This is a genomic window from Jonesia quinghaiensis DSM 15701, from assembly GCF_000423205.1.
GTDB classification, from domain to species: Bacteria; Actinomycetota; Actinomycetes; order Actinomycetales; family Cellulomonadaceae; genus Jonesia; species Jonesia quinghaiensis.
Genome location: NZ_AUHN01000006.1, coordinates 269,115 through 293,153 on the forward strand (window position 1 = coordinate 269,115; position 24,039 = coordinate 293,153).

General features: G+C 56.8%; 20 protein-coding genes. 11 read left to right on the forward strand and 9 right to left on the reverse strand.

Annotation, left to right across the window (positions count from 1 at the left end; all coding sequences use genetic code 11):
• The first annotated feature begins 132 nt into the window (after window positions 1-132).
• From G538_RS15520 to G538_RS0106770, 3 genes are read left to right on the forward strand one after another with little or no spacing between them, the layout of a single operon-like run.
• Window positions 133-2,079 carry a GTPase domain-containing protein gene (locus tag G538_RS15520; RefSeq protein WP_051196658.1) on the forward strand — a complete coding sequence of 649 codons (1,947 nt, stop codon included), beginning with the start codon at window positions 133-135 and terminating at the stop codon, window positions 2,077-2,079.
• A complete protein-coding gene (locus G538_RS0106765; protein WP_029068719.1) occupies window positions 2,079-3,809 on the forward strand; it encodes a GTPase family protein in 1,731 nt (576 codons plus the stop codon). Before G538_RS15520 ends, G538_RS0106765 begins: the two co-directional genes overlap by 1 nt.
• 50 nt (window positions 3,810-3,859) lie before the next feature.
• The gene (locus G538_RS0106770) at window positions 3,860-4,333 is read left to right on the forward strand and encodes an acyl-CoA thioesterase (protein ID WP_029068720.1); all 474 of its coding nucleotides are present in this window, start codon (window positions 3,860-3,862) and stop codon (window positions 4,331-4,333) included.
• Here G538_RS0106770 and G538_RS0106775 read toward each other — a convergent pair.
• The 3 genes from G538_RS0106775 to ptsP all read right to left on the reverse strand — a co-directional run bounded on the left by G538_RS0106775 (window position 4,330) and on the right by ptsP (window position 7,444).
• Window positions 4,330-5,268, reverse strand: a complete 939-nt coding sequence (locus G538_RS0106775) for an acyl-CoA thioesterase (RefSeq protein ID WP_051196660.1) — start codon at window positions 5,266-5,268, stop codon at window positions 4,330-4,332. The two genes, G538_RS0106770 and G538_RS0106775, sit on opposite strands and share 4 nt — an antisense overlap.
• Window positions 5,269-5,304: 36 nt before the next feature.
• Window positions 5,305-5,673 carry a globin gene (locus tag G538_RS0106780; RefSeq protein ID WP_029068722.1) on the reverse strand — a complete coding sequence of 123 codons (369 nt, stop codon included), beginning with the start codon at window positions 5,671-5,673 and terminating at the stop codon, window positions 5,305-5,307.
• A 64-nt stretch (window positions 5,674-5,737) separates the two neighbouring features.
• Window positions 5,738-7,444, reverse strand: a complete 1,707-nt coding sequence (gene ptsP, locus G538_RS0106785) for a phosphoenolpyruvate--protein phosphotransferase (protein WP_029068723.1) — start codon at window positions 7,442-7,444, stop codon at window positions 5,738-5,740.
• 222 nt (window positions 7,445-7,666) lie between these two features.
• Between ptsP and G538_RS0106790 the strand changes: the two genes are divergently transcribed.
• From G538_RS0106790 to G538_RS15530, 3 genes are read left to right on the forward strand one after another with little or no spacing between them, the layout of a single operon-like run.
• Window positions 7,667-7,897 (forward strand): PTS sugar transporter subunit IIB, encoded by a 231-nt coding sequence (locus tag G538_RS0106790; RefSeq protein ID WP_029068724.1) that lies wholly within the window; start codon window positions 7,667-7,669, stop codon window positions 7,895-7,897.
• On the forward strand, window positions 7,897-8,364 hold the full coding sequence (locus G538_RS15525) for a PTS sugar transporter subunit IIA (protein WP_035833507.1): 468 nt from the start codon (window positions 7,897-7,899) through the stop codon (window positions 8,362-8,364). The genes G538_RS0106790 and G538_RS15525 overlap by 1 nt, the downstream gene beginning before the upstream one ends.
• 27 nt (window positions 8,365-8,391) lie before the next feature.
• Window positions 8,392-9,804, forward strand: coding sequence for a polysaccharide pyruvyl transferase family protein (locus tag G538_RS15530; RefSeq protein ID WP_051196664.1), 1,413 nt, complete (start codon window positions 8,392-8,394; stop codon window positions 9,802-9,804).
• A gap of 77 nt (window positions 9,805-9,881) precedes the next feature.
• Here the strand turns inward: G538_RS15530 and G538_RS0106805 are convergent, their stop codons facing one another.
• The gene (locus tag G538_RS0106805; RefSeq protein ID WP_029068725.1) at window positions 9,882-10,763 is read right to left on the reverse strand and encodes a mechanosensitive ion channel family protein; all 882 of its coding nucleotides are present in this window, start codon (window positions 10,761-10,763) and stop codon (window positions 9,882-9,884) included.
• Window positions 10,764-10,862: 99 nt separating this feature from the next.
• On the opposite strand from G538_RS0106805, the gene G538_RS0106810 reads away from it, so the two are divergent.
• Window positions 10,863-12,974, forward strand: a complete 2,112-nt coding sequence (locus tag G538_RS0106810) for a 4-alpha-glucanotransferase (protein WP_029068726.1) — start codon at window positions 10,863-10,865, stop codon at window positions 12,972-12,974.
• Here the strand turns inward: G538_RS0106810 and G538_RS17300 are convergent, their stop codons facing one another.
• Both G538_RS17300 and pepN read right to left on the reverse strand, forming a co-directional pair.
• Complete coding sequence (locus G538_RS17300) at window positions 12,975-14,024, reverse strand: toxin-antitoxin system YwqK family antitoxin (protein WP_051196666.1); 1,050 nt, start codon at window positions 14,022-14,024, stop codon at window positions 12,975-12,977.
• A 103-nt stretch (window positions 14,025-14,127) separates the two neighbouring features.
• Window positions 14,128-16,680: an aminopeptidase N gene (pepN, locus tag G538_RS0106820; protein ID WP_029068727.1), complete on the reverse strand. Its 2,553-nt coding sequence runs from the start codon at window positions 16,678-16,680 to the stop codon at window positions 14,128-14,130.
• 299 nt (window positions 16,681-16,979) lie between these two features.
• Between pepN and G538_RS0106825 the strand changes: the two genes are divergently transcribed.
• Together G538_RS0106825 and G538_RS17305 are read left to right on the forward strand one after the other, a co-directional pair.
• Complete coding sequence (locus G538_RS0106825; RefSeq protein WP_029068728.1) at window positions 16,980-17,618, forward strand: mycothiol-dependent nitroreductase Rv2466c family protein; 639 nt, start codon at window positions 16,980-16,982, stop codon at window positions 17,616-17,618.
• A 94-nt stretch (window positions 17,619-17,712) separates the two neighbouring features.
• The gene (locus G538_RS17305) at window positions 17,713-18,339 is read left to right on the forward strand and encodes a hypothetical protein (protein WP_051196668.1); all 627 of its coding nucleotides are present in this window, start codon (window positions 17,713-17,715) and stop codon (window positions 18,337-18,339) included.
• Between the two features lie 125 nt (window positions 18,340-18,464).
• On the opposite strand, the gene G538_RS0106835 is transcribed toward G538_RS17305, so the two are convergent.
• On the reverse strand, window positions 18,465-20,462 hold the full coding sequence (locus G538_RS0106835) for a M13 family metallopeptidase (RefSeq protein ID WP_029068729.1): 1,998 nt from the start codon (window positions 20,460-20,462) through the stop codon (window positions 18,465-18,467).
• A gap of 98 nt (window positions 20,463-20,560) precedes the next feature.
• Between G538_RS0106835 and G538_RS0106840 the strand changes: the two genes are divergently transcribed.
• Both G538_RS0106840 and G538_RS0106845 read left to right on the forward strand, forming a co-directional pair.
• Window positions 20,561-21,010, forward strand: a complete 450-nt coding sequence (locus G538_RS0106840; protein ID WP_029068730.1) for a ribose-5-phosphate isomerase — start codon at window positions 20,561-20,563, stop codon at window positions 21,008-21,010.
• A gap of 48 nt (window positions 21,011-21,058) precedes the next feature.
• Window positions 21,059-22,138: an Fpg/Nei family DNA glycosylase gene (locus tag G538_RS0106845; RefSeq protein WP_029068731.1), complete on the forward strand. Its 1,080-nt coding sequence runs from the start codon at window positions 21,059-21,061 to the stop codon at window positions 22,136-22,138.
• 546 nt (window positions 22,139-22,684) lie between these two features.
• On the opposite strand, the gene G538_RS15545 is transcribed toward G538_RS0106845, so the two are convergent.
• Complete coding sequence (locus G538_RS15545; protein ID WP_051196670.1) at window positions 22,685-23,767, reverse strand: ThiF family adenylyltransferase; 1,083 nt, start codon at window positions 23,765-23,767, stop codon at window positions 22,685-22,687.
• Between the two features lie 3 nt (window positions 23,768-23,770).
• Window positions 23,771-24,037 (reverse strand): ubiquitin family protein, encoded by a 267-nt coding sequence (locus G538_RS0106855; RefSeq protein WP_029068732.1) that lies wholly within the window; start codon window positions 24,035-24,037, stop codon window positions 23,771-23,773.
• Window positions 24,038-24,039: the final 2 nt, after the last annotated feature.

Below are 24,039 nucleotides of genomic sequence, written 5' to 3' on the forward strand. Positions count from 1 at the left end.
AACTGACGTCATGCTGTGCATGGTGTGCTGCCCGCGGCGTTGTGCCCCACCGGTTCCACGGTGGGGCACAACGCCGCGCTGCATGATGGACACCAAGGTGCCAAACCGTCGCCGATCAGTCACAATGCTGACATGAGTGCGCGCACGGACGGCCTCCCCGAGGCACCGCCCCCACCCACCACACTCCAGGACACTGTCCACGACATTGAACGTCTCCTCTCCCAGGTGACGTTTCCACTCGACACCATCGATGCCGCACCTGCGCGTGACGTTACACAGCGGGTTCGCCACCAACTGGATAACTACATCGCCCCTCGCCTCAGTGATGAGCACGCCCCACTACTGACAGTGGTTGGCGGATCCACCGGCGCCGGGAAATCCACCCTCATCAACTCGATGCTTGGAACTCACGTCACCGCGGCTAGTGCACTGCGCCCTACCACCCGAACCCCCGTGCTGGTGTGCCGCCCCGAAGATGATGCTTGGTTTACCTACGGTGCCGTCCTGCCAGGGCTAGGCCGAGCGCATGTGGAACGCAGCGTCGAAGAACGGCCACAACCCAGCACGAACCCGCCCGCAGAACCCAACCACGGACCTCAACTACGCATCGTCACGAGCGAGCGACTACCTGGTGGGATTGCGCTTCTTGACGCCCCCGATATTGATTCGTTGGTTCAAGCGAACCGTGCAATGGCAACCCAACTGCTCGACGCCGCAGACATGTGGGTTTTCGTCACCACCGCAGCACGCTACGCAGATGCGATCCCCTGGGATGCCCTGCGAGCAGCACACGCCCGCAACGTCCACGTCGTGATCGTCCTCAACCGGATTGACCGTGGAGAGACCAGCGTGCTGGGTGACTTAACCCGCCTCCTCGAAGAACACGGTATGGGCCACACTCCCATCATCGCCGTTCACGAAGCTACCCTCACAGACGGGTTTCTCTCTGAAGAAGCCATAGCTCCGCTTTCGCGTCACCTCACCCGCACTGCAACAACAGATCACATACGCCAACACGTCATTGCCACAACTCGTGATGGCAGCCTAGAACACCTTGCTGCGCAACTCGGAGACATCGCCGCAGCACTCGACACCCAACTACATGTGCACCGTCACTTGCACGACATTGTCACAGCGAAATTTGATAGCGCGCGTCACGATGTTCTCGATCACCTCAACAACGGAGCCGCACTCCGCGCAGAGGTGCTCAGTTCTTGGCAAGACATCGTGGGTACCGGGCGGTTCATGCGAAACATTGAACAACGTATGAATGCGACCCGTGATCTTGTGGCGTCAATGGCTCTCAGGCGGGGGCGTAGCGCAACCGTCCAAGAAAAAGCCACCCAATCCATTGCCACCATCACCCTCAGCGCAGCACAGACGGCAGCACACAACACCTGGTTCGCTCTCTACCATGACCCTGCAGGTCAAGCGCTGACATTACGCCCAGAACTGGCCCACGCCTCACCAGATCTCGCAGACCACCTCGGCCAGCACATGCGACAGTGGCAAGACAGCCTCCGGGAACTTCTCCTCAGCACAGGGGGGCGCCGCCGAACCACCGCACGGATTCTCGCCGTTGGCACCAACACGTTGGGCGCTGCGCTCATCGTTGTCGTTTTTGCCTCCACCGGGGGACTAACTGGCACTGAAATCACTATTGCTGGCGGTACGGCGCTCGTCGCTCAGCGTCTCCTTGAATCAGTGTTCGGAACTGAAGCAGTGCGGCAACTAGCTAGCACCGCAGGTAAAGACCTGAGCGACCGGATCACCGCAGTATTGGCACGCGAAGAACAGCGGTTCCTCACGCCCCTCACCGAGTACGCCACCCCGCCGAACCTACCCATCCAACTCCGTCACGCGGCAACAACGTTGCGGACCACAATGGCTCGCACCAGCCCCACCAACACAAATAAACCCTCTCAAACACCGCACCATCCACCAGGTGCACTACGGGGGGCCACGTTCTCCCCACCTATTGACGACCACACCACGCCAACGCCCACGGGGCACACTGAGGGTGGGCGTTTCCACCGCCTCCTGCAGCAGATGAGAAAAATCGGTGGTGGGGAACGCTAATGAGTATTCGCACCTACGATAAAAAGCACAAAAAACGCGCCAACCTTGAAGTCAAAACCCGCATTGAAGCATTGCAAGAAGCACTCGATGCAGGGCGCCCCTGGCTTTCACAACGCACAGTTACGCACTGCGAACAACGCATTGCCAGTGCCCGCACACGCATCAAACTCTCACTGGACCACACCGTCGTTGTCCTTGCCGGGACCACCGGTTCAGGGAAATCTTCACTCCTGAACACCATGGCAGGGCGCGACATTGCGCACGTGTCAGCGAAACGACCCACCACTTCCCAACCGGTTGCTGTCGTGTGGGACGCCACCGAATCAGGGCAGAGCGAAGCCGCTGACATGGTGAACTGGCTGGGAGTTCGTAACCACCACGTCATTGATGCCCCGCAGCAGCGTAAAGCAGCCTGGCCACCGTGGCGCCCCGCCACCTCACCGGTACAGGAGCCCCCGTCTGCTACGCCACGCACCGCACCTCACATGCTGAGAAGCGGATTGGTACTCATTGATTTGCCTGACATGGATTCCCTCCAGGAAGAACACCGCACTGTAGCGCAACCTATCATCGACCGCGCTGACCTCATTATTTGGGTGACTGACCCCCAAAAATATGCCGATGCGACCCTCCATAACCAGCTGGCCCGCTTACCGCACGCCACTGAAACCATCGTTGTCCTCAACCATAGTGACCGTTTAGATCCCCAAGACCGGGAAGGGTGCCTCGCAGACCTTCGCCGCCTAGTACGCGAACACACGCACACCAGAACACGTGTCATGGCCACATCAGCGACCACAGGGCTGGGTGTCGTTGACCTTGCATCAGTGGTGGACCTCGCGGCTGGTCGCAGGGCAGCCCTCGCAGGCACACTGAACAACCAACTGCGTGAATGCGGGGAGATGCTCCTCAGCGACACCCCGCCCTCCCACACCACGGGAATACCTGAAAGCACTCGTGAGACATTAGTGGACAGTCTCAGTCATGCGATCGGTGTGAACACCATATGCGGTGCAGTGCGTCAATCGGCGTTGCGCCACTCGCATGCGGTCAGCGGTTGGCCTCTGACCGCCTGGATATCCACCTTGCGCAAAGACCCACTGCGATCGCTAGGGGTGCGTCCTTGGCGGACGCAAGGGGAAAGGAACGTCAATGAACCTCCAACAGTGCGTGGGCAGGCGCTGAGTTCTGGGCCGCACGCCCAGGCGCGCATCGATATGGCTGTGCGTAGTTTCCTTGAGACCGTCACAGCCCCTGGCCCACCACGTTGGCAAGAGCAGGTCCATCAAGCCGTTGACGAAGACCTCAGCGATGCGCTTGACGGCGCTATCTCCAACACCGATGTTATTGCCCTACGCCCAGCTCCATGGTGGCGCGGGGCGGTGTGGGTGCACAAAGTGTTCCTCATGGGACTGATTATTGGGATGGGGTGGTTGAGTTTTCTCGCTGTCGCTGCCTACCTACAACTCCCAGTGCCCAATACCCCAGCATGGATGGGTTTTCCGATCCCCACAGTCATCACGGTAATTGGAGCAGCTGGGGGAGTGGTCTTTGCACTACTATGCCGAGCAATGTCATGGGTGTACGCACAGGGTCAAGCCCGACGGGTGTACCGCCAACTGCGATCACATGTTCATGCCGTCACCAGCGTGCGGGTCATCGAACCAGTAGAAGCCCTCGTTGAATCACGAGAACAATGCAGCGTCGCAGCCCTTATCGCTGCACGTTAAGCCCACGAACCTCACCCTAGCCCCCGCAGCGAACCTGCTACCGTGGTCCTATGCGCATCGAGATTCCAGTCCATCTTCGCTGGTCAGACATGGACGCCTACGGCCACGTGAACAACGTTGACATGCTGCGGCTCCTCGAGATCGCCCGCATTGAAGCGTTCTGGGCCTCTGACTCTCAGCAACACCACACCGGGATACTCGATGCACTACCCGGGTCACCAACTGCAACCTACGTGGCCCGCCAAGAGATCGAATACTTGGCCCCCCTGACGTACCGGCGCGAACCCGTCATCGTTGAACTATGGATCGGTCACATCGGCGGCGCATCACTAGACATTTGTTACGCGATCCGTGACCCTCACACCACATCACAGCCCACCGTGTACGCCCAAGCGTCCACCACCCTCGTGATGGTGGACACTGCCAGCGGAACACCACGACGCATTACCCACGTCGAACGAGAAGCGTGGGTTGGGTACGTGGGGGAGCCAGTTTCATTCCGCCACCGCCGTAGCCGCGCCTAACGGTTCGCCGCGTGCGGTGCCCCAAAACGTGTCATACCTTCTTGCGTCGTTGTTGCCACCAACGTGCCATCCTGCTGGTAAACCCGCGCTGTCCCCAAACCGCGGCCACCCTGTGCACTCGGGGCGTCTTGCACAAAGAGGAACCACTCATCAACGGCAACGTCGCGGTGCCACCACATGGCGTGGTCAAGGCTCGCAATCGACAACCCCGGCGAAATCCAACTATGCCCCACACCACGAATAACGGGTTCTAACATGATCTGGTCACACGCATAGGCGAGCAACGCTCGGTGCAGTAACTGATCGCCCGCAACAGGACCACGAGCCTTCATCCACACCGACTGCTGAGTCGGGTGCTGGGAATCAGACGAAAGATAAATCGACGGTTCCACGTGGCGAATATCAAACGCGCTTTGACGAGTCCAAAAAGCAGCTGCTGGGTGCTCAATGTCCGCAAGCTCCTCATGCGCAGGACGCAACGATTCAGGGCCAGCGACCTGTGGCATCGGCGCTGACACCTCAAGGCCATCTTGCACCTCTTGGAATGAAGCGATCATCGACAATATGGCATTCCCACCCTGGTATGCCTGAGCCCGCCTAGCAGAAAACGACCCGCCGTCACGAAGGCGTTCAACCGTGAAATCCACAGGCTGGTGAATATCACCAGCACGCAAAAAATACCCATGCAACGAATGTGGAGGTCTCTGAGGATCAACAGTGCGCCCCGCAGCCAACAACGCCTGAGCCAAAACCTGCCCACCATAAACCCGCCCAGAAGGCTGATGCACGCTCTCCCCGGAATACACGTCCTCACCGGACACGTCACCGTTGTACTCCAAATCCATCACACCCAACAGGTGCCCCAACGGGTCCTGCTCAATCTTTTGAATATCGGGGGTGTACGGCGTTTTGCGGTCGTGTGATCGCGGGGTCATGACGGTCCTCTCAACGGATCAAGGGTGACGGTGACGTCAGGCATCAAAGGAATTCACCAACGAGTGGGCTGCACGCTCAAGATAATCCCACAACAACGATTCCTGCATAGGGGGAAGATCCAACGAATCCACTGCCCGGCGCATGTGGCTCAACCAAGCATCCCGGGCCTCGGGGTTAACCTTGTACGGTGCATGGCGCATCCGCAAACGCGGGTGACCACGCTCCTGAGAATACGTGTTTGGCCCACCCCAGTACTGCTCCAAAAAAGCAGTCAGGCGCCACACCGCACCATCCATGTCATCTTCCGGGTACATCGGCCCCAAAATAGGGTCATCAGCAATACCCCGGTAAAATTCCTTAACCAGTGCAACAAACGTGTCATGGCCCCCCAACGACTCAAACAATGAATCGCGTTCCGAGGCTGTCTGTGGGTTTTCAGTCACCTAGCCACTATGGCAGACAATGCGCTCACAGAGCCAACGCCGTCAACTCACTCAACGAGTCACGAACCACCTGCCGCGCCTGACCCGCACTACGAGCACCAAGTGCCAACCGTGCCATCTCCTGACACTTAGCGAGATCAACAGCAGCCAAAGCCGCAGAAACATCAGCAAGCGAGCGGGGACTCATCGACAAAGACGACACCCCAAGCCCCACCAACACAACCGCCAACGCAGGCTGCGCTGCTGCCTCACCACACACACCAACCGGACGATCAGTGCCCTGGGCGCCACGCACAGCAGCATCGATAAGCCGCAACACCGCCGGTTGCCACGGATCATTCAGCTCAGCCAAAGAACCCAACACACGGTCAGCGGCCATCGCATACTGGGTTAGGTCATTAGTGCCAATCGAGGCAAAATGAGCATGCTCCATGATGTGGTCCGTCATCAACGCTGCACTAGGGGTCTCAATCATCACACCCGAATGATTCAACCCATGCTTTTCACACGCCTGCACGAACGCCTGCGCCTCATCCACCGTCGAAATCATCGGAGCCATCACCCACACATCGCACGTGGCAGCTTGAGCTGCCAACGCAATAGCCTGCAATTGGGTTTCCAACAGCTCCGGCGCAGTGCGCACCGACCGATAACCACGAACCCCCAAAGCAGGGTTCTCCTCATGCCCAAAAGTCATAAAGGGCAATGGCTTATCAGCCCCTGAATCCAACGTCCTAATAACAACCTTTCGGCCACTGAACGTATGAAACACCAAAGCATAGTGATCCACTTGCTCGTCAAGCGACGGCGGAGTTTTACGATCCAAAAAACAAAACTCAGTCCGAAAAAGCCCAACACCCTCAGCCCCAGCAGCCGCCGCCTCACGCGCGCTCGCAGGGTCGCCAATGTTAGCTAGCAACTGGACCCGATGCCCGTCCGCTGTTCCGCCGTGCCCGTGGAATACCCGGCGGGTGTGTGCACCTCGTTGCAGGAGCGCAATAGCGTCGCGCGAGGGATTGAGCAGGACTGTTCCAGCGGCTCCGTTCACCAACGCGGTGCCACCCGGCGTCAACGTTGCTGTCGCGTTCTCAGCGGCAACAACCGCAGGGATTCCTTTGGCATTTGCGATAATCGCGGTGTGTGACGTTGGGCCAGCGCCATCTGTGACAATAGCCAAAACGAGGCGTTCGTCAAGGGTTGCGGCAACCGATGGGGGCAGATCGGGTGCAACAAGAATGTAGGGTTCCTCGGCTATAGGAAGGCCTGGGGCTAACCGATCAGTAAGTTTAGCGATGATCCTGTCGCGGACATCGCTAATGTCGCTTGTGCGTTCCGCAAAGTAACCACCAAGCGCTTTGAATTGCGTGCATACTGTGGCGGCGGCTTCCCACACTGCGCGTTCTGGGGTGAGGTAGTCATTGGTGACAGCGTCTTGTGCGGAGTTCACCAGTGTTGGGTCCGCAGCAATGAGGGCAGTAGCTTCAAGGAGGTCACGGGTTTGGTGGTTGCGCGTTCGCCGGGCAGCTTCTTCCAATTCTTCACGTACTGCTCCAGCGGCTTCTGAAATCCGTTTGGCCTGGGCGCGGTGGTCTTCCCGTGGCCCTAAGCGCATTCCTGGTGCAGGCTCTGTAATGGGTTGGGTGAGGTGAAAAATACGTCCATACGCGATGCCTGGACACACACCTATGCCCGTGATTGTTGGTTCGGTGCTGTGAGTGTCAGTGACGTTCACGCGATGCCTCCCTGATGCGTGTGAACTGCGGTGTCCTTCAGCAGTCTTTCAGGAAAAACTGTGATCTGCACCTCTCAGTTCGTGGGCGGCGTGTCTAGTCCCACGTCGTGTTGCGGTGAGGTGGGGTAGCCTGAAGTATCGGGAGCAAGACCCGTTCATCGGGGTAGTGCTGTGCGCCGATGCGCGGCATAGATTGCAGGTTCAAGTCGAGGAGTGTGCATGATGGGTAAGGCTCAAAATATTCTTGAAGCATTGGGTGGTTTGTCCAATGTTGTTGAACTCGAGCCATGCATCACCCGCCTTCGTGTGGAGGTTAAGGATTCTGCGGTGGTCAATGAAGACCAACTCAAGGATGCTGGCGCATTTGGGGTGGTAAGGTCCGGGCGAATTGTGCAGGTGATCGTCGGTCCTGAGGCTGATAGCCTCGCCGCCGAGTTGCAGCAACGTATGTGATGTCAGTTCTCTTTACTGTCAGCGCGCCCCTCGCGGGGCGCGCCGTGGCGCTATCAGACGTCAATGATGACGTATTCGCCACCGGCATGGTGGGATGGGGGGCTGCGATAGACCCTGGAGAAGCAGAACACTTTATGGTGACATCTCCCTGTGGAGGAGTGGTGTCAACTGTCTTTCCTCACGCCTTTGCCTTGGACCTTGATACCGGTGATCAGATCCTTGTGCATTTAGGGATGGAAACGATCGCTCTCAAAGGTGAAGGATTCACGCCCGTTGTGGTTCCTGGTCAACGTGTTGAACGTGGCCAAGACATGATCGGGTGGGACACCCGCCCGGCACGTGAGCGAGAAATTGACCTTTTGAGCCCCGTCGTTGTGGTGCAGGTTCCCTCAGAGCGGATCGAAGTTTCCGCAGCGTTAGGGTCGAGTGTTAGCATCGGGCAGACGCTTTTCACCGTTCGCCTGTGACCCTCACACTGATATGAGACAGACACGATGACAAAAATATTGCTCCGCGCCGGTAAGTCCCCTTTTACCTCCTTAGAGCCGGAGGTCGCCCTTGAAGGGTTTGGCCAAGGGGTGTGGGGGTCGAATGTTGGAAACCTTATCTTCGGAGATTCGGTACACCGGCTTTTGTCTACTCCGGATGTAGATATCACCACCAATGCGTTTCTTACGGAACGTGCCGGTGTAACCCAAGAGTACATTGCTGCAATTAACGAGCAGTTTGACCACTTTGTCATTCCTTTGGCGAACGCTTTCCGGAAGTCTTTCCTTCCCTTGCTGTCGCGTCTCACCGATGTCATTGAACAACTCACCATTCCCGTTACTGTCGTGGGTGTTGGAGTCGTTGGTGGGCCTAAATCCTTGGAAGACCCAGTTCCGACGATGGAACCTGAAGACGCTGCAGTAGTGCAAAGGTTTGTCCGAGCGGTCCTCGCGCGCAGCGCAACAATCGGCGTGCGCGGGGAATACACAGCACAGTTCCTGAAGAACCTTGGCTTCGGCGATGACGTTGTCCGGGTTGTTGGGTGCCCCTCACTGTTTAAGTTTGGGCCTGACCTTCAGATCACAAAGAAAGTTGACGCACTCACCACCGATAGTGCAGTGACGTTGAACTTGACGCCTTACGTCAAGGAAATGGGAGCAATTTCCCTGGCCAATGTCAAAAAGTACCGTGATCTGGTCTACATTCCTCAGATCACGGCTGACCTTGAAATGATGATGTGGGGTAAGAACCACGAAAAGTACAGCCGCAAAGAGTTGCCGGTTCATGTCCAGCACCCGCTGTATGTTCAAGACCGGATGCGATTCTTTGTAGACTCGCACACGTGGAGTAACTACCTCGGTACACGTGACTTTGCGTTTGGTACACGCATCCACGGGAACATTGCAGCGCTGATGGCTGGAACACCTGCTTATGTTCTTGCGCACGACGCGCGCACCTTGGAACTGGCGCTGCACCACGGAATTCCGCACACTCAGGTCCCAGATCTTGCGGGCCGCAAAGATGCTGCTGAGTTCTACGACAACGCTGACTATTCAGAGTTCAACAGCCGGCAAGCTGGTTTGTTTGCAGCCTTCAGTGACTTCTTGGTCGAGAATAATCTGGAGCACATTTACCTCGACGGTAAAGCGAACCCTGAGTATGACCAACGAATCGCACAGACGCAGTACGCCGGCCCAGTGCGCGCACTCACCAGCACAGATCCTTCAGTGCAACGTGAAAACTACGACCGCATTGAGCGGTTGCGGAGTGGCACGTTCCTCAAAGATGCCAAGAAAACTGCCAAAGAGACCATGGAATTTCCAATGGTCCCTTCCAAAAAGGAGCGGGTAGCTGAAGTCGTCAAAGCGCCCGTCATTGAGCGTGCTGCTCGCAAACTGAAGCGGATGACGGGAATGTAGTTTTCTGTCCTGGACAAAACGATGGCGTGGAACCTTGAAGAAAGGTTCCACGCCATTGTTTATTGCACCGTGGAAAACTAGGCGATTGTGAGATTGCGACGGTGGAACTCTTCACGAATAGCCGTGCGTAGTTCACGTGCTACTGCCCACTGTTGGGCCGGTGATGTTTTGAGGGCCACACGGAAGGAAAGGGTCTTGCCATCGAGGGTTTCTGGTCCAAAGACCTCAGCACCTCCTGAGATGATCTCAGACAGTTCAGGCTGGTGAGCGAGATTGTTTCCTGCGTCCAGTAGCGCACTGCGCACATCGTTGACGTCGGCGTGCGCTGGAACGGAGATCGTTACCTGTGTCATGGAGAAACCTTGAGTGAGGTTGCCAACCGTCAACACTTCACCGTTGCGAATGAACCACAGTGTTCCGTCGAGGTCGCGAATTTTTGTGGTGCGTAGGGCGATGGACTCGACAACCCCGGTAACCGTTCCAACATTGATGACGTCACCAACGCCGTACTGGTCTTCGAGAATCATAAAAGCACCGGACAAGATGTCTTTCACGAGTGACTGAGCACCAAACCCCAATGCGACGCCGGCGACACCAGCAGATGCGATGAGAGGAGCAATGTTCATACCCACCTCAGACAAAATCATCAACACTGCTGCTGCGCCAACGATCAGTGTGACCGAGGAGCGTAGGACTGATCCAATGGAACGGGCGCGTTGAGCTCGGCGTGCGGTGTGGAGAGGATTCGCCGCAGCAAGGGGAGCGAGAAACTCAGGGCCTTTCCGGGTGCCCTCGGCAATGTTCTCGGTAAGTTTGCTGATCAGCTTGTTCGCGGCATACAGCCCAAGGAAAGACAGCACCACAATTAACGTGATGCGCAAAGGCGCTCCCGCGAAGAAGGAAATCCACTCGTCAGTTGTCTCGGGAAAAGCGGCAAAGAAGGCTGTCATCAAATCCATATCTCAAGGCTATCGAGAAACACTGTGATCAGTTGCTTCACCCGCGTCACTCCCGCTTTTCTGTGATGATTCTGGCAAGATCAGCGGTAGGAGGTAAACGTGGATCAGGTACAAATGCTCAGCACAGTGTGCGAGACCTACCGTGTCAAAACCGGTAAAAACATGCCATCGTCGGCAGCATTGACCAAGGTATTGGGGGCATTTGGTGTAGATGTCAGTACCCCAGGGCAGTTGCGCGTCACAGCGGAGGCTATGAGTGACGAGCCATGGCGTACTATGGCGCCGCCGATGGTGGTCGCAGAACCAGCGGGGGCAACGGTAACGATCCACGTGTTTAGTGGCGACCCGACCACCGTGGAGTTAGAGATCGCAGGGGAAAGCCATGCCCTGACACCACAACCCAGTGACCAGTATGTTCGCCGGATTGATGGGGTGCTTGTGGAGCAACTCACCTATAACATTCCACCAGCATTACCCACCGGATTTGGCACACTGCGCGTAACCAGTGCGGGACGATCAGCGCGCTGCGTAGTGATCGTTCCGCCACATACGACCACGGGAAACCATGCACACGGCACCACGCCTCCCCAGGATGCAGATGCCGCACACACGCTGGGCATCTCATGGGAGTTGGGGTGCTTGTCGAGCTCACGTGGCTGGGGAATCGGTGACTACGCAGACGCGCGAGACATCGCTTCGTGGGCGGCAACGTTAGGCGCCCACTACGTTTTGCCTGACACCCAACGCTTATCACCACGCCGCACCTGGGGGCTCCCCACTGACGCGTCGACCTTTCACGACCCGCTGTACCTGCGGGTGGAGGACATCGACGAGTACGCTTACCTTTCCACACCAGACCGGTCACTGATCACGTGGGCGAAAGATGATCCCGAGGTGGGCCGGGGCTTGCCCAACGCGGACGTTGAAGCACTTGCAAAAGCGAAAATTCGTGCGGCCCGTGTGATTTATCAGTCTGGTCTGTCGCCAGCACGGCGTTACGCCTTCGATTCGTTTTGTGTCCAAGGCGGGAGGCACTTACGGGTTTTCGCTGCTTGGTGTGCGCTTGTACGCTACGCAGAAAACCCGTGGCCTGCTGACCGATTCTTTTCTTTGGGTGACGCGCAACTGGCTGATACTTCCGCATATCACGCAGGCGATGTCGACTTTTTCATGTGGTTGCAGTGGATCCTGTCAGAGCAAGCTCTTGCGATCCATCAGGCTCTACCAGACACGTCTCGTGGGCTTGTTCGCCCATTGTGGCTGTCTGTGGCGCGGGGCAGTGTCGAGGAGTGGTTTATTCGCGGTGCAGTGGTTAGCGGTACGCGAGCAGCCACCGATATTACTGGTCCGCACGGCACCGTCGTGTGTAACCCCCTTGATCTTGAACGTAACGGGTTAGTCCAACTTCGTGCGGCGGTGCGGAGAGTGTCTCAGAACTGCGGTGCAATTGTGGTTCAAGACCCGGCACACTTTTTTACTTCTTCCGCGGACGCAGCGGGGGAGCGCGTGCAAATAGTTCACGATGCCCGCGCGTGGATTGCCGCCGTGGTAACAGAGGCTGCCCTTGCCGGCGTGCAGGTCTGGGTTGAAGACCATGGCCTCACCGCTGAGCAACGAGAAGTACTTGGTTCATTTGGGGTGGTATTCCGTTCCGCAGTGGTCGGAGAAGGAGGTTTGGATCCGTCATTTGGTCACGGCGCACACGTTCCAGGCCAAACAATTTCGTTGGTGTCACAGTGGAGTATTGGGCCACTCGCTGCCCGCCTCGAAGGCGTCGATATACAGGCATTGAGTGAAGTATCAGATCTAGGCGCCCACCAAGCGCTCACCTCAGCGCGGCTTAAGCAACGTGACGCAATTGCGCAGGCAGTCAACAGCGCAACGTCAAACACGCCACCATCCACGTGGTCGTTGGTGACTGACGTGTACCGGCATATTGCTCACCGTGGTCTAGTTGATGTGTATTTGCCTGATGCTATTGGGGAAAGCGACCTGACGGTTCGACTTGGGTCAACTGACACGCGGGCTCAGGCACGAGGCGCGCTTGCAGCGTATCCGGTGGTGGCTTTGCCCTACCGTGATGCAACGGGCGAGGTGCTCAGCGTGGACGATGTCTGGGGCAGCGCGCGTGCAGCGTATTTGGTGAATAGGGTGGCGAGTAAAGAAGTTTCTGTATCGCCTGCTCAGAGCGGTAGCTCGTTAGGCGCGTGATCACGAGGACCGCAGCGACGGCAAGATCTTTCTACGCGATGTTGCAGAGGCGGGAGTGTGACGTTTTTTGTTGCGTAGCGTGCCATCTTCGTTGAAGGTGAGCCACAACCCGGTCTTTTCGCCTGCGTTGAAGGTCCCTTGGTCGAGGATGTTCCCGTTGGCGAAGTAGCGGATCCAGGGGCCTTGTTGTTTGCTTTCCACGAAGCTTCCTTCTTGAAGAAGGAGGCCTTTGTCGCGAAACCAAATCCACGGCCCGTCGAGTTGGTCATCCACGTAGGAACCGGCAGCTTTCAGTGCGCCGCCTTTAAACCAGAAAAGCCAAGGGCCTGTGCGTAGCCCATTTTGAACGGCTCCAACACCGGAGCGGTCACCGGCAGCGAACGTTTCGGTGGTCACCGATGCTCCGGCACTCAGTTCTTGGTTCGCGATGATATTTTCAAGGTGCTGCACGATGCTTGCGACTGCAAACCGGGATGATTCTTGCTGCTCGGTGGGGAGTTGGTGCAGTTCGCGTACCCGTAATCCGAGGTTAGCGTCGCGTAGTGCTGCAATGAGTTCTGTTGTGGCTAGACGGAACTTAGCCCGGTGTTGCAACGTGAAAGCGTAGGTTTCCCACGCAATAGTGCTGGGGTCCCGAAGGCAGGTGATGTGCGCTGAGGTGACGCAGGCGTCGAAAAGGTCAGCGGCTTGACCAAGGCGTTCTTCATTGTCGTCCGCGTTCCAGTACAGGGTTGTTGCATACCGCAGCGCCCGGCGAATGAGGTCGGGGTGGATAACACCGATGCTTTCCCCACTCTCTAAGGCATCGATAATTTTTTCGCCACCCCGGCGGCGCAGGGAAGAGCGGGCGACTTCCTCAGCGCGTGTGTGTTGGCCAGATATGCGCAACCATTGCACAAGGTCAGCGACCATGAGGGAACGCTGCTCGGGATCGTTGGATAGTTCCCGGTATTGAGCAAGCAGCGCGTTTGCGTATTCGGTGGCTGCCTCAATGTCCTGGGCGACTTCGCGCAGTGTTGTGGGATCCCACTCAAATGCTGGACGTTCCATACCCGCAACGATACCGGTTCACTCAGCACGATGGCGCAGATCGGTGAAGATCTGCGCCACCGCATTGTGTCATACGGGTAACGATGCCACCTGCTGGTAGCTGTTAGACGTCAGCCTGTTGCACGGTCAGTGCCCGGTCAACATCTGCCAGCGACTCCACGACGATGCGACGTAACGCAGGTGCAGCATCGGCGTTAGCGTCCAACCATGTACGTGCTGCCGAGGCAAGCTCGGGTGAGGCAATGGAAGTGGGGAACAGCCCAGTAATGATTTGACTTGCCATGTGGAACGAACGCTCCGACCACAAAGGTGCGAGCGCTTCAAAGTAGCGAGCAACCAATGGTTCTAGCACCGTGGCATCTGTAACGTGGTTAAAACCAAGTCCAGTCGAGCGGGCAATCGCGTTTGGTGCATCAGCGGAGACCACCAATGAATCAAATGCTGCTGTTTTACCCTCAACCGTAGGAATCGCTGCGCGCGCCCGTGCCGCTGCCTGAGCACCGGAAGCTGTGTTGTCAGCTGCGAGCGCCTGATCAATGTCGGTGTTGTCTGCTGCCCCCAGCAGAACAAGTCCTTCAAGGATCTCCCACCTCAGGTCAGTGTCGATCTCTAAACCTTCTAAGGTGACACTGCCGTCGAAGAGTCCGCTCAGTACTTGCTGGTGCTCTTCGCTGGTGGGTAGGGCTGCAAAGTACTTCACAAACTGGAACTGTGCGTCTGAGCCTGCTGGGGCATTTTGTGCAAGTTCCCACAAGGCCCCTGAGACGAGGTCTAGTGCCGATGCGCGGCGCTGTGGTGCGACGTACATGCGGGCTGTTGTGAGCAACTGCGCGAGGGTGGTGCGCAGGGTGGTTGATTCGGTTTCTGACCCAATGTGGTTGATGACTAGGGCGACGTAGTCTGACGCTGGGAACTCTCCGTCACGGGTAGCGTCCCACAGGGCTCCCCACACGATGGAGCGCGCCAGCGGGTTGGTGATGGAGGACAATTGCTCCGCCGCAACCTGAAGAGACTCGGTATCGAACCGGATCTTTGCGTACGCTAGGTCGTCGTCGTTGAGCAGGACAAGAGCTGGGCGCTGTTGTCCAACGAGGTCGGTGACATCAGTGTGTTCACCGTCGACGTCCAACTCCACACGGTGGGTGCGTACGAGGTCACCGTTGTCGTCGTGGTTGTAGAATCCAACAGCCATGCGGTGTGGCCGGATTGTTGGGTATTCTTCGGTGGCGGTCTGCACGATGGTGAAGCGGGTAATGACCCCGGCGTTGTCAGTGTCGATGATCGGGGTGAGTGTGTTGACGCCCGCCGTTTCGAGCCACAACTGTGACCATGAAGTGAGCTCGCGCCCAGAGGTACGTTCCAACTCCACGAGGAGGTCACTGAGTTCAGTGTTTCCCCACGCGTGTTTGCGGAAGTACGCGGATACCCCGGCCATGAATTGTTCAAGCCCAACCCAGGCAACGAGTTGCTTGAGAACTGAGCCGCCCTTGGCGTAGGTGATGCCGTCGAAGTTGACGTAGACGTCTTCGAGGTCGTTGATGGCGGCCACAATGGGGTGGGTTGATGGCAGTTGGTCTTGCCGGTATGCCCAGGTCTTTTCCATGGCGTTGAAGGTGGTCCACGCTTCGTGCCACTCTGTTGCTTCAGCGGTGGCAAGTGTTGAGGCCCATTCGGCGAATGACTCGTTGAGCCACAGGTCGTTCCACCACTTCATGGTGACTAGGTCACCGAACCACATGTGCGCTAGTTCGTGCAGGATCGTGACGACGCGACGTTCTTTGATGGCGTCGGTCACCTTGGAGCGGAACACATAGGTTTCGGTGAAGGTGACACACCCAGCGTTTTCCATGGCGCCAGCGTTGAACTCTGGCACGAAGAGCTGGTCGTACTTTTCGAAGGGGTAGGGCACTCCGAACTGCGCTTCGAAGAATTCAAAGCCTTGGCGGGTTTTTTCGAAGATGTAGTCAGCATCTAAGTACTGCGACATCGATGCTCGGCTGAACACACCAAGGGGAATGACACGACCGTCAGCTGAGGTCAGTTCCGAGCGTTCCACCACGTAGGGTCCTGCAACGAGGGCAGTGATGTAACTAGACATGCGCGGGGTGGCAGGGAACTCCCACGTGGCGTTGCCATCTGTACCTGAAACAGGGACCGGGGTAGGCGTGGGCTGGTTGGACACTACGTGCCAACGTTCCGGTGCAGTTACCGTGAACTGGAATGTCGCTTTGAGATCTGGTTGCTCAAAAACAGTGAACATGCGACGAGAGTCGGGGACCTCAAACTGTGAGTACAGGTACACCTCGCCATCAACGGGGTCAACAAACCGGTGGAGGCCTTCACCTGTATTCATGTACAGGCAGTGCGCATCAACGGTGAGAGTGTTGTGTTCTGCAAGATCGGCCAACCGCAAGCGAGAGTCCTCGTACACGTCGGCGGGGTTGAGTGCCACACCGTTGAGTTCAATGGACTCGATCGACTCAGCGATGAGGTCGATAAATGTTGTTGCTCCTGGTGTTGCTGAGAACACCACAGTGGTGGTGGAACGGAACGTGACATCTGAGGTTGTCAGGTCCAGGCGCACCGCATAACTGTCGACGTTTACAATCGCTGCGCGCTCTTGTGCTTCACCGCGTGTGAGGTTTTGACCGGGCAAGTAAAACTCCTTGACTTGTAGACGCACAGGGCACGCCACACCGGTGGGTTGTCAGTGGGCAACCAAGGGGCGTTGGATGGACACCTTGCGCATGCTTCTCAGTGACAGCGCTCGCAGCGACATGTGGGCCTGCGGCGCATGATGGGCCCATGGTCAGGGCACCGTTCATCATTCTTTCACGGCTCGTGCAAGCGCTCGACCAGAACCCTCACGTACGGTAGAACCGTTGAGAAGAATGTCGCGGGCATAGTGGCACTCGATGCCCGTGGCATGAACCCGCCTGATAAAGGAGTACAGCTATGGTCGACACCCGTGAAACAGACCAACGCTCTGCTGAAACTACTGCAACTGCTGATTTTTGGTTTGATCCACTATGCCCGTGGGCGTGGATGACATCACGGTGGATGATGGAAGTGGAAAAGGTCCGTGATGTCACTGTGCGATGGCATGTCATGAGCTTGTCGGTCCTGAACGAGGGCCGGGATTTGCCGCAAAACTACCGCGACCTCATGGATGATGGGTGGGGTGGAGTGCGTGTCATCATCGCTGCCGCCGCCCGTCACGGCGAGCAGGTCATCAAGCCGTTGTATGACGCGATAGGGACTCGGTATCACCCTGGGGGCCGCAGCGATCGCCAGCAGGTTTTAACTGAAGCATTGGAAGAGGCTGGACTGGATAGCGACCTCATTGAGGCCTATCACTCAACGGCGCATGATGACGCGTTGCGCGCTTCGCACAACGAGGGGATTTCCCTTGTTGGTGAGGACGTTGGGACCCCAGTTGTGGCGGTGAACGGTGTGGCATTTTTCGGCCCAGTGGTGACTCCTGCGCCTCGTGGTGAAGATGCCGGGCGTTTGTGGGACGGGTGCGTACTCGTCGCTGGGACACCAGGTTTCTTTGAATTGAAGCGCACTCGTACTCAAGGACCACAATTCTGATGCCCATATTCTGGGGACTGCTCACCACTCGTCCATAGAAGCAGCCCGATGCTCGGTAGCGTGGAACAGTTCACCTCTCGATAAGCAGGATGGTATGTCTCACACACACAACTCTTCACAGCAGACCACGGCCGGTAGCCCGTGGCTGACGACACGGTTCAAACCTCTTGTTGGAGGTCTCATTGTCGTCGATATTTTGTTGATTGTGCTTGCGGTTGTGTTCGCAGTGAACACTTTTGCGGGAGGGCCTTCGCAGGATCCTCCTGCGGTCGCTACAACAGAACCTCAAGAAGATCAGGACAACCCTGATGAGAAAGACGAAGATAGCACCGAGAGTGACGAACCTGCAGAAATCGACGTCGAGGCCTCAGGTGCGAAGAGCTTTGCGTCCCCCAGCGGGAACATCAGCTGTACGGTTTCTGCTCTCGGCGTTGAATGTGGGATAGGCACGCTAGAGAACGCACCTGAGCCCAACGTAGCAGGATGTGAAGGTTATATCGGATACGTTGCCCAACTCAATGGGACAGGAGTTATCCGGCCGTGTGTTCCTGAAGAAGCATTGCCAGGGGCAGCAGACTCCTCGGCAAAATTCCTGGAATACGGAGAGAAGTACGGGGTAAATAACTTCACGTGCGTATCAGAGCGCACCGGTATGAAGTGCACGGACGCAAACACTGGTCGCGGGTTCAATATCGCCCGAGCAGGTATCACCGAGTTCTAACTGTTCCGTAGTCAGCGTCGTCAGCACTGTGGGGGCCAGTCCATATGGACTGGCCCCCACAGTGCTGTATGGCCTCACAAGGAAAACACTCACCTCACGGCGCGGTACTCCTTCACGGAAAGGTACTACCAGATACGCACACGATCCTCAGGGGCGAGGTACAACGCATCGCCTGGTTGGACGTCGAAAGCGGTGTAAAACTCATCGACGTTCGACACAATCTGGTTGCAGCGGAACTCGGCAGGGGAGTGCGGGTCAGTGGCGAGGCGGGTGACCATCAATTCGTCGTGCATCTTGGTTCGCCATACCTGAGCCCACGAGAAGAAGACTCGCTGTGCGCCGGACAAACCATCAATGACGGGAGCGTCATCGAGGCTTCCGCCGAGCGCGAGCGCGTACGCCTTGAGTGCAATGGACAAACCGCCAAGGTCACCGATGTTCTCACCAATGGTCAGCGCACCGTTAACCTTGTGCTCCTCGTCCAACTGGCTTGGGGTCAACGCATCGTACTGGGCGATCAACGCACCCGTGCGCTTCTCAAACTCGGTGCGGTCCTGCTCGGTCCACCACGATTCGAGGCGTCCAGCGCCGTCGTACTTGGAACCCTGGTCATCGAATCCGTGACCGATCTCGTGACCGATGACCGCGCCGATGCCGCCGAAGTTCGCGGCGTCCTCAGCGTCTGGGTCAAAGAACGGCGGCTGCAGTATCGCTGCCGGGAACACGATCTCATTCATATTGAAATTGCAATAGGCATTGACCGTTTGTGGAGCCATGAACCATTCGTCGCGGTCAATAGACCTACCGATCTTCTTGAGTTCGCGCAGCGTCTCGACCGCGGATGAACGGCGGGAGTTACCAGCCAAATCCTTCGGATCGATAGTGAGGTTTGAATAGTCCTTCCACTTGACTGGGTATCCGATCTTTGTAGTGAAAGCCTCAAGCTTAGCTAGCGCCTTGACCTTGGTTTCCTCACCCATCCAGTCAAGCGCCGTGATCGACTCGCGGTAAGCCTCAATGAGGTAGCCGACGAGCCGGTCCATCTTTTCTTTGTGCGATGGTGGGAAGTAACGCGAAACGTACACCTCACCCACGGCCTCACCAAGGGAGCCCTCAACCATCGAGACGCCGCGCTTCCAACGCTCACGCACAGCCTTAGCCCCGGAAAGAGTGCGGCCGTAGAAGTCAAAGTTCTCTTCAACGAACTCGTCAGTTAACAACGCTGCACGGCCCGAAATGATGTGGAACGTGAACCACAGGTCCCATTCCGCCTGGTCCACTGACGCCCACAGCTCAGCGAAGCCAGTGAAGAAGTCAGGTTCGCGCACCACTAGGGTGTCGAACGACCCGACAGGGGCGTTCACTCCAGCCAGCCACGCAGCGAAGTCAAACCCGGGAGCGGAAGCTGCCAACTCGTCGAAAGTCATAGGGTTGTAGGTCAACTCAGCGTCACGCTCGCGCACCACGTCCCAGTGGTGTGCCGCCAACTTGGTTTCCAACGCCAGAATCCGCTCGGCTGCGGCGGTGGCATCATCCTGCGTGGAACGGCCCGCGAGCACGAGGGTGCGCGCAACGTGTTTCACGTATGCTTCGCGTACCTCGGCGTACTTGTCTTCGCGATAGTAGGACTCATCGGGGAGGCCCAAACCGCTCTGGTAGGCGTACACCACGTATTTCTCGGGGTCTTTCGCGTCGTTGTCCACGTAGAACCCGAATGCGCCAAGCGCTCCCGTGCGCTGCAATTCGCCGAGCGCCCGTGCGCGCGCACAGGGGTCGGTGAGCCCATCAATGATCTTGAAGTCAGTGTCCAGTGGCCTCGCACCAAGTTCATTGATGCGGTCGGTGTCCATGAAACTTGCGTAGAGGCCACCAATTTGGCTCTCAACCCCAGAAAGTTCCTCGGTGGGCTTAGCGGCCAACTCCAAGATGATTTCCTTGACATTCGCCTCCGCCTGATCGTGCAGAGCGCGGAACGCTCCATCGGATGCGCGGTCATCGGGAATGACGTATTCGTCGAGCCAAGTGCCGTTCACGTGACGGAACAGGTCGTCCTGCGGGCGGACGGAAGAAGAGAAGACAGAAGTGTCGATTCCGGACTTGCCGGACTGTGAAGGTTGCGTCATATCCCCACACTATTGCACCAAAGACAGAGTTGAGACTGCTTTCGCTCAGCGGTGAACACCATACCCACAAAGCGCGCGAGGTAGGGCACAATGGTGGCATGCGAGTACACATTGCTTCAGACCACGCCGGATACTCCCTCAAGGCATACTTGGTTGCCTACCTCAGCGAGAAGGGCCACGAAGTAGTGGACCACGGCGCACACGAATACGACGCACTAGATGACTACCCATCGTTCTGCTTTGAGGCAGGCGAGGCCGTTGTCGCAGAACCCGGTTCCCTAGGAATCGTGATCGGTGGCTCCGGCAACGGAGAGCAGATCGCCGCAAACAAGGTGAAGGGCGTGCGTTCAGCGCTTGCCTGGAACCTGGACACGGCCAGGCTGGCCCGCCAGCACAATGACGCGAACGTAATCGCGATCGGTGCGCGCCAGCACACTGTCGAGGAAGCCGCATCGTTCGTTGAGGCCTACTTGGCTGAACCGTTCTCGCAGAATGAGCGGCACCAGCGCCGCATCGATCAGCTCGCGCAGTACGAGAACGAGCGCTAAAACGCGCTGAGTCTCCGCCCAGTAGTTCGCACGTCCAAGAAAAGAACCATGCCTGAAGGACACACCGTCCACCGCCTTGCGCGCACGTTTGATGAACTGTTCCACGGTGAAGCCGTTCAGGTGACGAGCCCGCAGGGCCGGTTTAGCGATGGGGCAGCGCTGCTCAACGGCCGCCCGCTCCTACGAGCCGAGGCGTTTGGTAAGCAAATGTTCCTTGGGTTCGGCCCGGATTCGGCAGTGCCGTCGCAGGTGTTCGATGAGGACCTGAACTGGTTGCGGGTCCACCTCGGGCTGTACGGATCGTGGACGTTTGCTTCCGATGGTTCCGTTGGCACGGCCCACGCTATTGGTGCGCCGCGTAAGAGGATAGGGGAGCAGGAACGTGTGCTGGAAGCGATTGCACCGGCTTCCTCGGGTGACGACTCTTCGGGCTCGGCCACAGGGCAGAACGCGCCGGGGCAAGCCGCCGCCACCGGTGACTGGATCGTCCCAGAACCGCGCGGCCAGGTGCGCACACGAATCCTTGGCCAGCACGCGGTAGCCGACCTCACCGGCCCAACCGCGTGCGAGGTGCTGAACTATCCGGAGATGCGCCGCGCCGCCGCCAAACTCGGCCCGGACCCGTTGCGGGCCGATGCCGATCCACAACGGTTTGTCGATCAGGTTCGGCGTAGCCGGATTGCTGTCGGGCAACAACTCATGAACCAGTCGGTTATCGCTGGTGTGGGCAATATTTACCGGGCCGAAGCCCTCTTTCGCGCCAACGTTGACCCCTACCAGCCGGGAAACCTAGTTCCCGAAGAAACCCTCAAAGCGATGTGGGATGACCTCGTTGTCCTCATGGAGTACGGGGTCAAGACCGGAGCGATCGTCACCACACAGCCAGAAGACCGGGACAAGGGAATGGACCCGGCCGCATTCGCTGAAGCCGCCACCAAACCGGGAGCCAGAGGGCGCAGGGCCGTCACCCGTCAAAACACGGATGACGACCCTGACGCGGTTCCACGCGATCGCTCGTTTTACGTTTACCAACGGCACGGACAACCCTGCAGGATCTGTGGAACCACAGTCTCTATCGCCGATATGCAGGCCCGCAAGTTATATTGGTGTGAAAAGTGCCAACTCTAAATCTCGACAAACGTCGAAAAAATCAAATGTTCGTACCCTAAGGATCTCAGGTCGATATGCCTATTCTTGCTCTCAACACGCAAATAGAGATTGACGTAGCTCCAGCAGTAATAGCGCAATTTCTCATTATCGATAGCGGAATGTCGTAAACTAAAAAGTGCTAACAATTGTGAGGTTGGAAAGCGTCTAGACTCTCGGACAAACTGGAGTATAGCTTCTGTAGAAGGCGACAAAAGATCAGGGAAATAGTCCGCCAAATCCACGCGGTTTTCAGGATCAAGTTGTTGAAGGCTTTTGTGTGACAACGCGATCGCACGTAAGGAATATGCGAGCAAATCTATACGAGACGCAGAGGCGATACACCGAGACTCCTCCCCGGGACTAGAAACCGACACCTCATAGCAGAGTTCACTGAATCGCGAAAGGTTCCTTCGAGTAGAAGTATCGGCTGTAATAACGAAGCCACTCCGGTCGCCGACCGCCAACGTACGACCTTGGGGAGACCAATAATCTTTCAAACGTTCGATTAATATGTCGGATGAGTGTTCAGGAACCATCGAAAATCTCTCGAAATGTTTGGAGGCCCAACTGGAAAGAAGCTACCCTCGAAAACCCCAATCGTGCGAGACCGTAGGCGAACATTTCAGAACGCATGCCGTAATCACAAAGAAGTGCTAGCGGATGCGTTTGATTGGGGGACTTGCTCGCGATGGCATCCAAAGGATTCCTGTCCGTGTCGATCGTATGCACCGGAAATCCTACTCGTGAAAAATCTACGGTATTCGAACCGATGTAGAATAAAATAGGATCTGATGTGCAGTTGAGGAAGAAATCCACATAGTTATCCCTGTTTAAAATATGAACCGAATTATCATCAGGGAAGGATTCCTGTTCTGGCAGCAGGAGAGAATCGGGCAAATCGTGCAGAATTGGCAGTGTTGACAACTCCATCGACAGCGAATCAAACTTCAATACTGACCCAAAGTGGGGCGTCCTCTTCCTTGTGAGTACCTTAAGCGCCTCGCTTGTCATCATTGACCCCACTATTCCGCAGATGGGTCCGAGAACACCAGATTCAGAGCAAGAATTACGGAAGTCATCAGGGACCGGTTCCGGAAATATTGATCTATAGTCAAAGCCATGCGCCGGTGAGCACACGTAGACATGGCCCTCGTATCGGTGAACTGCACCAGAGATGAAGGGAACACTGAGTTGCCCTGCAGCGTCAGAGATCAGATAGCGAGTATCAAAATTGTCCGACGCATCAATAATCAGATCATGATCTGATAATATGTCCACGGAATTTGCTAGGTTCAGTTCTAAGTCCATCGACTCGACGCTCATCTCTGAGTTGCGCGATTTTACAAAGTGTCCGGCAGAAATTGCTTTCGATTCACCGATTGAAGATTCTTTATGGATAAACTGGCGTTGTAAATTTCTCTCTTTGACGACATCAAAGTCTATTATTGAAAGGTGTCCTACACCTGCGGTGGAGAGGTAGGACAAAACTGGGCTACCCAATCCCCCGGCTCCCACGACAGCGACCCTCGCTAGTGAGAGGTACTTCTGCCCAGATATCCCAAAATTAGGAAGGCTGATCTGCGGCTCGTAGCGCTCTAAGTTAATCACTGGTTATCCACCAGCAATCGCCAGAACAAGTCGAACGTCGGTGTACGGGGTACAGGAGTCATCATAATTCAGAGAGATATTCATGCGAGACTTTTCTCCAAAGATATGAAGATATCCCGGCTTTTGAAGTTGGGTGAGCTTCAATAGATTAGGATGAGTCTTTGACGCAACTTCAAGAAGCTCCAAGACCGTCAGATCGGTAGTGATCGTGTAGCGGAAAACTTCCGCGTCGCCAGATCTTGATATCTGACTTGGAAGATGTAACTGCATCA

What these genes read in the sequence shown, in the direction of transcription:
- G538_RS15520 (WP_051196658.1), top strand. Translation starts at nt 133, where the DNA reads ATGAGTGCGCGCACGGACGGCCTCCCCGAGGCACCGCCCCCACCCACC.
- G538_RS0106765 (WP_029068719.1), top strand. Translation starts at nt 2,079, where the DNA reads ATGAGTATTCGCACCTACGATAAAAAGCACAAAAAACGCGCCAACCTT.
- G538_RS0106770 (WP_029068720.1), top strand. Translation starts at nt 3,860, where the DNA reads ATGCGCATCGAGATTCCAGTCCATCTTCGCTGGTCAGACATGGACGCC.
- G538_RS0106775 (WP_051196660.1), bottom strand. Translation starts at nt 5,268, where the DNA reads ATGACCCCGCGATCACACGACCGCAAAACGCCGTACACCCCCGATATT.
- G538_RS0106790 (WP_029068724.1), top strand. Translation starts at nt 7,667, where the DNA reads ATGGGTAAGGCTCAAAATATTCTTGAAGCATTGGGTGGTTTGTCCAAT.
- G538_RS15525 (WP_035833507.1), top strand. Translation starts at nt 7,897, where the DNA reads ATGTCAGTTCTCTTTACTGTCAGCGCGCCCCTCGCGGGGCGCGCCGTG.
- G538_RS15530 (WP_051196664.1), top strand. Translation starts at nt 8,392, where the DNA reads ATGACAAAAATATTGCTCCGCGCCGGTAAGTCCCCTTTTACCTCCTTA.
- G538_RS0106805 (WP_029068725.1), bottom strand. Translation starts at nt 10,763, where the DNA reads ATGGATTTGATGACAGCCTTCTTTGCCGCTTTTCCCGAGACAACTGAC.
- G538_RS17300 (WP_051196666.1), bottom strand. Translation starts at nt 14,024, where the DNA reads ATGGAACGTCCAGCATTTGAGTGGGATCCCACAACACTGCGCGAAGTC.
- G538_RS0106825 (WP_029068728.1), top strand. Translation starts at nt 16,980, where the DNA reads ATGGTCGACACCCGTGAAACAGACCAACGCTCTGCTGAAACTACTGCA.
- G538_RS17305 (WP_051196668.1), top strand. Translation starts at nt 17,713, where the DNA reads ATGTCTCACACACACAACTCTTCACAGCAGACCACGGCCGGTAGCCCG.
- G538_RS0106835 (WP_029068729.1), bottom strand. Translation starts at nt 20,462, where the DNA reads ATGACGCAACCTTCACAGTCCGGCAAGTCCGGAATCGACACTTCTGTC.
- G538_RS0106840 (WP_029068730.1), top strand. Translation starts at nt 20,561, where the DNA reads ATGCGAGTACACATTGCTTCAGACCACGCCGGATACTCCCTCAAGGCA.
- G538_RS0106845 (WP_029068731.1), top strand. Translation starts at nt 21,059, where the DNA reads ATGCCTGAAGGACACACCGTCCACCGCCTTGCGCGCACGTTTGATGAA.
- G538_RS0106855 (WP_029068732.1), bottom strand. Translation starts at nt 24,037, where the DNA reads ATGCAGTTACATCTTCCAAGTCAGATATCAAGATCTGGCGACGCGGAA.